Source organism: Pseudarthrobacter sp. R1 (assembly GCF_024494415.1).
In the GTDB taxonomy this organism is placed as follows: domain Bacteria; phylum Actinomycetota; class Actinomycetes; order Actinomycetales; family Micrococcaceae; genus Arthrobacter.
Genome location: NZ_JAMKFI010000008.1, coordinates 259041 through 266786 on the forward strand (window position 1 = coordinate 259041; position 7746 = coordinate 266786).

Here is a 7746-nt window from a genome sequence, read left to right on the forward strand (position 1 = left end):
TCTGAGGCAAGACAAGGTCACCCTAGGCAGGGGTCAGCAAGAATGGTCGAAGCAGCAACGGCAGCGGTTTCCACGGTGATCCGCCGGAACAACGTCACGGTGTCCGGGCGGGCTGACGGGCCGGTGATGATGTTTGCCCACGGCTACGGCTGCGACCAGGATATGTGGCGCAGGCTCCTGCCCTACTTCGCCGACGATTACCGGCTGGTGCTTTTTGACCACGTCGGTGCGGGCCATTCTGACGTCAATGCCTATGACCGGGAAAAGTACGGGTCCCTGGATGGCTACGCGGCGGACCTTCTGGAGATCTGCGAATGCCTGGACCTGAAGGACGTCATCCTTGTGGCCCACAGCGTCAGCGCGATGATGGCGGTGATCGCTGCAACGCAGGAACCGGAGCGGTTCTCCCGGCTCATCCTTGTTGCACCGTCGCCGCGCTACACCAACGACCCTGCGGAGGGCTACGTGGGCGGGTTCTCGCAGGACGACATCGAGGGCCTGCTCGCGTCCCTGGACAGCAACTACTTCGCCTGGGCTGAAGCGCTGGCTCCCATGGCAATGGCCAACCCGGAGACTCCGGAGCTGGCCGAGGAACTGCGGAGCAGCTTCTGCCGGACCAACCCGTCCATTGCCAGGCACTTTGCCCGGGTCACCTTCCTCTCAGACACCCGGCAGGTGCTCGGGAAAGTGCCAACGGACAGCCTGATCCTGCAGTGTTCCGACGATCTGCTCGCGCCGCCGGAGGTAGGCACGTACGTGCACCAGCACCTGGTTCGCAGTTCCCTGGTGCACCTGCAGGCAACGGGCCACTGCCCGCACGTCAGTGCACCGCAGGCCACGGCCGACGCCATCCTGCGATATCTCGCTTCCAGTCCGTGACAGACACCCCGGGTCCGGACCCGGCCCACCTCGAAGCGCTGTTCAACCAGGCGCCATGCGGCTACCTGGTGACGGACGACGTCGGCCGCATCACCGCGGTCAATGACACCTTCGTGAGCTGGACGGGTCACAGCCGCTCCCACCTGCTCGGGTCCACCCTGCAGTCCCTCATGCCGGTGGGGGACCAGATCCTGTATTCGACCCACTGCATCCCGCAGCTGGGGATAACGGGCGCGGTGTCCGAGATCGCGGTCGAAATCATCGGCGCCGACGGCCAGCGGCGGGCGGCTCTGCTCTCGGCGTCGCGGTCCCCGGCCTCGGGCGAGGAGCCCGCCGCCGTCCGGGTGGTCATCTTCAGTGCCCACGAACGCCGGATGTTCGAGAAGGAACTTGTTGCAGCCCTTCGCGCGGCGGAGGAATCCGAGGCCCGGCGTGCCGAGGCTGAAAAGGAACTGCACCGCCTCGCGCTGCACGATGCCCTTACCGGCCTGCCCAACAGGGCCGGGCTGAAGGTGAGGCTGGACCAACTTTCCGTCGGCGGCGCTGCCGGAACGCGCAGGCTGGCGGTCCTCTTTATAGACCTCGACCATTTCAAGGCCGTCAATGACAGCCTGGGGCACGCCGCGGGGGACGAGCTGCTGATCTCCGTAGCGCAGCGCCTGACGTCGCTGGCCGCAGGAACAAACACTGTGGCCCGGCTTTCCGGGGACGAGTTCGTTGTGGTGGGCGCCTTTGCCGGCCCGACGGAAGCCACCGCGCTCGCTGCCGGGCTGCTGGAGGTCCTCCGGACACCGATGCAGATCGAAGGCCTGGAAATCGTCAGCTCCGCCAGCATAGGAGTGGCGGTGGCCGAGGATGACGGTGAATCCCTTGAAGACCTGATCCGCCGGGCCGATATCGCGATGTACCGGGCCAAGGAACTGGGACGCGGCCGCTGGGAGCTGCATGAGCCCGCGGAAACGGATCCTACGGTGGACCGGCTGCGCGCGTTGGGCGAGCTTCGGCGTGGAATCAGGGAAGGCGCCCTCCGGGTGCACTACCAGCCCCAAATAGACCTGCGCACCGGGCGCACGAGGGGGGTGGAAGCGCTGGTCAGGTGGCAGCACCCCGCCCGCGGCTTGCTCCCGCCGTCGGAGTTCATCACCATGGCCGAGGAATCCGGACTGGTGCGGCCGCTGGGCGCTTGGGTCCTGGGCGAAACGCTGAAACAGGCAGATAACTGGCGGCGGCAGGGCCGCCCCAGCAGCGCCCTTGAGTTCGCCGTCAACCTTTCTGCCCGCCAGCTCAACGACCCCGAACTGGTCCCGATGGTGGAAGCGGGCCTCGGGCTGCGGGGCCTCGATCCCGCGCTCCTGCTGCTGGAAATAACCGAAACAGCCCTCATGGCCGATCCCACCGCCGCACTCGCATCCCTCACGGCCCTCAAGAACCTGGGCGTAGGGCTGGCTGTTGACGACTTCGGCACGGGCTACTCGAGCCTGACGTACCTGAAGAAATTTCCCATTGACGAACTGAAAATCGACAGGTCCTTCATCAACGGCCTGGGCTCGGACTCCGGCGATTCGGCCATTGTGGGCAGCTGCGTCGACCTGGCGCACGCGGTGGGTATCCGGGCAGTCGCCGAAGGCGTGGAAACTTCCGGCCAGGTCAACATGCTCAAGGCCATGGGCTGTGACCTCGCCCAGGGGTACCACTTCGCCCGGCCGCTTCCGGCCGGCCTCCTCAAGGAATGGCTGGACGCAAACGGCGGCGGTTAGCCGGTCCCGATGCGGGCGTTTCCCTCAAACCAAGAGTGCAGCTACCCGTCTATTCGGATACAGCTGCACTCGAAGTTTGAACCAGGAAGAAAAGAGTCTGTGGCTGGCACTCTGGCCCGACTGTGGGCGCTTCGGGTGCCTTGCCTGAAGCTTTTAGGCGGCGATCAGTTCGCGCCTTGCGGGTGCGTGCTCCCGGCGCGGTGCCAGGACGCTGATGGTACAAGGTGCCTGCTGCGGATCGATCCTGGCCGGCAGGTGATGCGTTTCCGAAGCGGTATGAAGCATTTCGAGGGCTTCTGCATCAACCATTGCGTGGCTGATGTCCAGCTTCAGGTCCAGGCCCTCCCTTAGGGAGTTGGCCCGCTTAACTACTACGTAAAGTGCGTTCACGCTGTGAATGCTGATGTGCCCCTTTGCAATCACCAGAGCTTTGGCGTGGTCGAGATCTACACGGACAATGATGTTGAGCTTGGAATTCAAGTTGTAAAACCTTCCCCGGCATTGGCTGCGACGCTGCAGCTTCTTGCTTTGGCCTGTTTCTTAAGCCTCATCCAGAGTAAGGGGCAAATGTGACCCACGCAACAGTTACCTATTTATTACACCGATTAGGATGCTGATCCTGTGACGCTCCGTGGCCTGCGTCGCTGGAAAAGCACGCACGCCGGAACCACGGGCGGCTGAAGCCGCCGCCCGCCGTCGAACTCTCCCACCAGGAACTGGCTCAGCCCACGGCTTCAGGAAGCCGCCCGGTTAACACTGACACCGGCGCCGATGACCAGCGCTCGCGCTCGGGCTCATAGGAGATGACCACGGAGGTGTCCCTGTCCCGAGCCTCGTCCATCGCGAGCAGGAGGGCGTCCTCAATGTGCCGCGCGTATTCGAGCCGCTCGGCCAAGGATCCCTGAAGGTCGCCGTCGTCGATCAGGACATGGCCTTTGCCGTCCACGATGACCTTCAGCGAATACCCCTGGTCCTCATGGAGGGATCCCCGCGTTGTCGAAATCTCGGTGACCCTGTCTGCCCGGACCAGCCCGTTGCCGAGCGTTCGGATCCACACTTCACCCATGGAAAAACCTCCCCTTTGGCAGTGGGCGCGAATCAGCACCCCTTAAGGCAAACGGTAGTCCTTCGCAAGGGTTTTGTGACCCCCAAATGTTTGCCTTTCATTCCCCTGCTGCCGGCCGCCCTAGGATAAATCTGATGATTTCCCCGGATGACCCCCAGCCGTTCAGCCTGCGCGCCATCGCGGTGGCCGCTTTTGGCCCCACCCTGCTCTTCGGGGTCGGCCAGGGAGCGATTCTTCCGGTGGTGGCGCTGAGCGCCCGCGACCTTGGCGCGTCCGTTGCAGTCGCGGCGCTGATCGTCACGCTGATTGGACTGGGTTCGTGGTTTTTCAACCTGCCCGCATCGCTGGTCACCCTCAAATTCGGCGAACGCTGGGCCATCGTGGGCGCCGCTGTCGCGGCCGGACTGGCGCTCGCCGCAGCCGGTTTGTCCTCCCTGATCCCCAACGGACTGTGGCTGCTCGCGGTGGCGATGGCCGTCGTCGGGATGTCCGGCGCGGTGTTCGGACTGGCCCGGCAAAAGTACCTCACCGAGGCCGTTCCCGTCGCGTTCCGGGCACGGGCGCTGTCCACCCTGGGCGGCGTGAACCGGATTGGTGTGTTCATTGGCCCGTTCCTGGGCGCTTTGGTGATGCAGTTTTCCGGCATCGGCGGGGCGTACTGGGTGGGTGTGGTGGCGATGGCCGCGGCTGCGCTGCTGTCCCTCACCATCCCGGACCTTGAGTTGGCGGACACGCACGACGGCGGGAGTGCCGGCCCGGAGCCCACCCTCCGCAGTGTGGCGGTTTCCCACGCCGGCGTCTTCCTGAGCGTGGGCGCCGGGATACTGCTGCTCAGCGCGCTGCGCTCGTCCCGCCAGGTGGTCATCCCGCTCTGGGCCGACCACCTGGGCATGGACGCGACGTCGGCCTCCCTGATTTACGGGCTCTCCGGGGCCATCGACATGCTGGTCTTCTACCCGGCCGGCAAGCTCATGGACCGGAAGGGCCGGCAGTTTGTGGCCGTGCCGTCCACCCTGCTGATGGGCGCTGCGCTGCTGCTGATTCCGCTCACAGGGTCCTTTGGAGGGTTGCTCCTGGCGGCGCTCTTGATCGGGTTCGGCAACGGGATCAGTTCCGGGCTGGTGATGACGCTGGGTGCGGACTTCTCGCCAAACCGCGGGCGCGGCCAGTTCCTGGGGCTCTGGCGGTTTATGGCCGACGCCGGTTCCACCGGCGGGCCTGTACTCCTCTCCGGGGTGACGGCTTTGGCATCGCTGGGGGCGGGGATCTCAGCCACGGGCATACTGGGGTTCGCGGCGGCAGCCGTGTTCGCCGTCGTCATTCCCCGGCTGAAGCACCGGCGGAACTACTGATTCCGGGAGGTTGCGCTATCAATTGTGGTCCCCAAACCGCGGGCTTGAGGGCCAAAAGTGATAGGGCAACGGGTGTGGAGGATATCCTCAACAGATGAGTGAAACGGGAACGCCCACTCGCATCAGCACGCTGCAAAAAGGCGCGTGGTGGCTGCAGGACTACCTTTACGCCGGCGTCTGGCAGGTCCGCGGCATGCTCTCGCGCGTGCAGCCAGGCTCGTTCCATCAAGGCCACCGCGCCCCCGTGGTGATCATCCCCGGCGTGTACGAAAACTGGCAGTTTATGCTGCCCCTCATCCAGTGCATCCACGACGCCGGCCATCCGGTGCACGTGGTGACAGTGCTGCAGCGGAACAGCCTGGACGTGCCCGCTGCCGCCAGGCTCGTGGCCCAGCACCTGGAGGAAGCGGGCCTGCGGGACGCCGCCATTGTGGCGCACAGCAAGGGCGGGCTCATTGGGAAGTACGCGATGCTGAACCTCGATCCGGAGCACCGGATCGACCGGATGATCGCCGTGTGCACGCCGTTTTCGGGGTCGCGCTACGCCAAGTACATGCTGCTGCCCAGCCTGCGCATCTTCTCCCCGCGCAACGCCCTGACCCTCCAACTGGCCCGGGAGGAGACCATCAACAGCCGCATCACCTCCATCTACGGGCCCTTCGATCCGCACATTCCCGAGGGCAGCGTGCTGCCGGGCGCCACCAATATCGAGCTGCCTGTCGCCGGGCACTTCCGGATCCTCGGGGATTCCGAAACGTCGAGGATCATCGTGGAGCAGTTGAACCTTCCGGCGTGAACGCCCCGCTCCTGCCACGGCGGGATGCAGCCTTCCGGCCGTACCTTCTAGGCTGGTCATGGGGGTTGGCGACCGAAAGGAGAAGCACTGTGACGTCCACTGGTGACGCCGGCCGCAAGCGGGCAGTTCCGGAAGAGCCGGACCACTCGCGTTCCAGCAGTGCCGTGGAGCGCCGGCAAAGCAGGTGGGCCACCGTCCTCGCTGTCCTGCAGCGGCTGCTGTACCTGGTGGTGACCATAGCCGTGGGCTGGGCTGTCTACTACTTCCTGCTCGCCCGGCTTTCGCGCGGGCCGGAGCAGGCATGGGTGTTCCTGCCGGTCTGGCTGATCCTGGCCTACGCCCTGCTGCCGCGCATCCACAAGATCCTCAGCAGCCTGTACATCCCGGACTACTTCATCGGACGGACCAGGACGGGCGACGGCGTCCTGGGGGATCCCGTGAACCTCGCCGTGGTGGGACCCAAGGAGGAGTTGCGCCAGGCGATGCGGACGGCCGGGTGGGTGGAGGCGGATCCCATTACCCCGGCCACCGCCTGGCGCACCCTGACCTCGACGGTCCTGGGGCGCAGCTACCCGCAGGCCCCGGTGAGCTCGCTGTATGTTTTCGGCAACAAGCAGGACCTTGCGTTCCAGCGGGAAATCGACGGGAACCCGCGTAAACGGCACCACGTCCGGTTCTGGAAATGCCCGGCCGGCTGGATGCTTCCCGGCGGACTGTCCGTGGACTGGGTGGGGGCGGGGACCTACGACCGCAGCGTGGGGTTGTCCCTGTTCACCTTCCAGATCACGCACAAGATCGCCGACCGCACGGACGAGGAACGCGACTTCATCATCGGGACCCTCCGCTCAGCCAACGCCGTTGAGTCCGTGCACGTCATCCTCAACTACTCCAGCGGCTACCACCACCGCAACGGCGGCGGCGACGCCATCCGCACCGACGGGCACCTTCCGATTATCGACCTGCACCCGCCGGACCGGCTGCGCAGGGCGGGTTCCCCGGCCTCGTAGGCAGTCGCTTTGCCTGAGGGTTTTTGTGGACTCCGTGAGCGCGGGGCACGTCAACGGCCGCTGGGGCCGCCTGGGCTGGTGGCTGTGCCCAGGATATGCGCCACGGGTGGGGCCAACGGACCTGCCGAGAAGCCGAACCCCCGGCTGGCCTGCACCGTGAATCCCGCCGCGGTGATGGCCCGGAGCGTGTCCCGGTTGGGGTGGCAGCCGCCGGCCATCCGCTGCCAGGCCGGGGTGAGCAGGTCTTCGGCTGCGGCCAGCAGGCGGTTGTGGGAACGGACGTGTTCGTAAAAAGCGAGCGTCCCTCCGGGGCGAAGGACCCGGCAGATTTCAGCGAGTGCAGTGGCCTGGTCGGCCACGCTGCACAGGACGAGGCTGGCCACCACGGCGTCCGTGCCGGCATCTTCCGCGGTAACCTGTTCGGCGGTGCCGGCCCGAACCGTTATGGGCACCCGCGCGGAGGAGGCCCTGGCCAGGGCGAGGTTTCGGAGATAGTCGTCCGGTTCGATGGCCAGGACCTGGGTGACCGTTTCCGGGTAGAGCGCGAAGGCCGAGCCGTCACCGGCGCCGATTTCGATGACGGTCCCGCTCAGGCCTGCAAGGATGGCTCGCCGGTGTTCCGTGCCGCCGCGGCGGTTCATCTCCTCCACAGCCCGGGCGTAGGCCCGGGCGAAGCGGGGGTGCTGCAAGTCCGGCGGCCCGCTCTCGCCGGAGGGTCCATGGTCCTGCCTGCCGGCGCCGGTCATACAGTCCTCCTTCCGCCTAATACGAAAGTAGGGTTCGTCAGGCTGCGGTGGCCGGGGTGATGGTGACACTGAAGCCGAGGCTGTTGAGCTTCTTGATGGCGTTGTTCTTGGCTTTGATCGGGTCCAGGCGGGTGAAGTGGTCG

General features: G+C 65.8%; 8 protein-coding genes. 5 read left to right on the forward strand and 3 right to left on the reverse strand.

Annotated elements, in window-relative coordinates; genetic code table 11:
- Window positions 1-42: 42 nt before the first annotated feature.
- Both M8J71_RS11990 and M8J71_RS11995 read left to right on the forward strand, forming a co-directional pair.
- Window positions 43-879 carry an alpha/beta fold hydrolase gene (locus tag M8J71_RS11990; RefSeq protein WP_256248132.1) on the forward strand — a complete coding sequence of 279 codons (837 nt, stop codon included), beginning with the start codon at window positions 43-45 and terminating at the stop codon, window positions 877-879.
- Entirely contained in the window at window positions 876-2636 is a 1761-nt protein-coding gene (locus tag M8J71_RS11995) for an EAL domain-containing protein (RefSeq protein WP_256248133.1), read from the forward strand. Before M8J71_RS11990 ends, M8J71_RS11995 begins: the two co-directional genes overlap by 4 nt.
- Before the next feature lie 153 nt (window positions 2637-2789).
- Here the strand turns inward: M8J71_RS11995 and M8J71_RS12000 are convergent, their stop codons facing one another.
- Together M8J71_RS12000 and M8J71_RS12005 are read right to left on the reverse strand one after the other, a co-directional pair.
- Window positions 2790-3116 carry a hypothetical protein gene (locus tag M8J71_RS12000; RefSeq protein ID WP_256248134.1) on the reverse strand — a complete coding sequence of 109 codons (327 nt, stop codon included), beginning with the start codon at window positions 3114-3116 and terminating at the stop codon, window positions 2790-2792.
- Between the two features lie 241 nt (window positions 3117-3357).
- Window positions 3358-3702, reverse strand: a complete 345-nt coding sequence (locus tag M8J71_RS12005) for a hypothetical protein (RefSeq protein WP_163161589.1) — start codon at window positions 3700-3702, stop codon at window positions 3358-3360.
- Between the two features lie 134 nt (window positions 3703-3836).
- Between M8J71_RS12005 and M8J71_RS12010 the strand changes: the two genes are divergently transcribed.
- The 3 genes from M8J71_RS12010 to M8J71_RS12020 all read left to right on the forward strand — a co-directional run bounded on the left by M8J71_RS12010 (window position 3837) and on the right by M8J71_RS12020 (window position 6857).
- Window positions 3837-5054 (forward strand): MFS transporter, encoded by a 1218-nt coding sequence (locus tag M8J71_RS12010; RefSeq protein WP_256248135.1) that lies wholly within the window; start codon window positions 3837-3839, stop codon window positions 5052-5054.
- 94 nt (window positions 5055-5148) lie between these two features.
- Window positions 5149-5850 carry an esterase/lipase family protein gene (locus tag M8J71_RS12015; RefSeq protein ID WP_256248136.1) on the forward strand — a complete coding sequence of 234 codons (702 nt, stop codon included), beginning with the start codon at window positions 5149-5151 and terminating at the stop codon, window positions 5848-5850.
- 89 nt (window positions 5851-5939) lie between these two features.
- Window positions 5940-6857 carry an LssY C-terminal domain-containing protein gene (locus tag M8J71_RS12020; RefSeq protein WP_256248137.1) on the forward strand — a complete coding sequence of 306 codons (918 nt, stop codon included), beginning with the start codon at window positions 5940-5942 and terminating at the stop codon, window positions 6855-6857.
- A 50-nt stretch (window positions 6858-6907) separates the two neighbouring features.
- On the opposite strand, the gene M8J71_RS12025 is transcribed toward M8J71_RS12020, so the two are convergent.
- Window positions 6908-7603, reverse strand: a complete 696-nt coding sequence (locus M8J71_RS12025; RefSeq protein ID WP_256248138.1) for a class I SAM-dependent methyltransferase — start codon at window positions 7601-7603, stop codon at window positions 6908-6910.
- Between the last annotated feature and the right edge of the window lie 143 nt (window positions 7604-7746).

Coding starts and splice junctions, on each gene's coding strand:
- M8J71_RS11990 (WP_256248132.1), top strand. CDS start 43: ATGGTCGAAGCAGCAACGGCAGCGGTTTCCACGGTGATCCGCCGGAAC.
- M8J71_RS12005 (WP_163161589.1), bottom strand. CDS start 3,702: ATGGGTGAAGTGTGGATCCGAACGCTCGGCAACGGGCTGGTCCGGGCA.
- M8J71_RS12010 (WP_256248135.1), top strand. CDS start 3,837: ATGATTTCCCCGGATGACCCCCAGCCGTTCAGCCTGCGCGCCATCGCG.
- M8J71_RS12015 (WP_256248136.1), top strand. CDS start 5,149: ATGAGTGAAACGGGAACGCCCACTCGCATCAGCACGCTGCAAAAAGGC.
- M8J71_RS12025 (WP_256248138.1), bottom strand. CDS start 7,603: ATGACCGGCGCCGGCAGGCAGGACCATGGACCCTCCGGCGAGAGCGGG.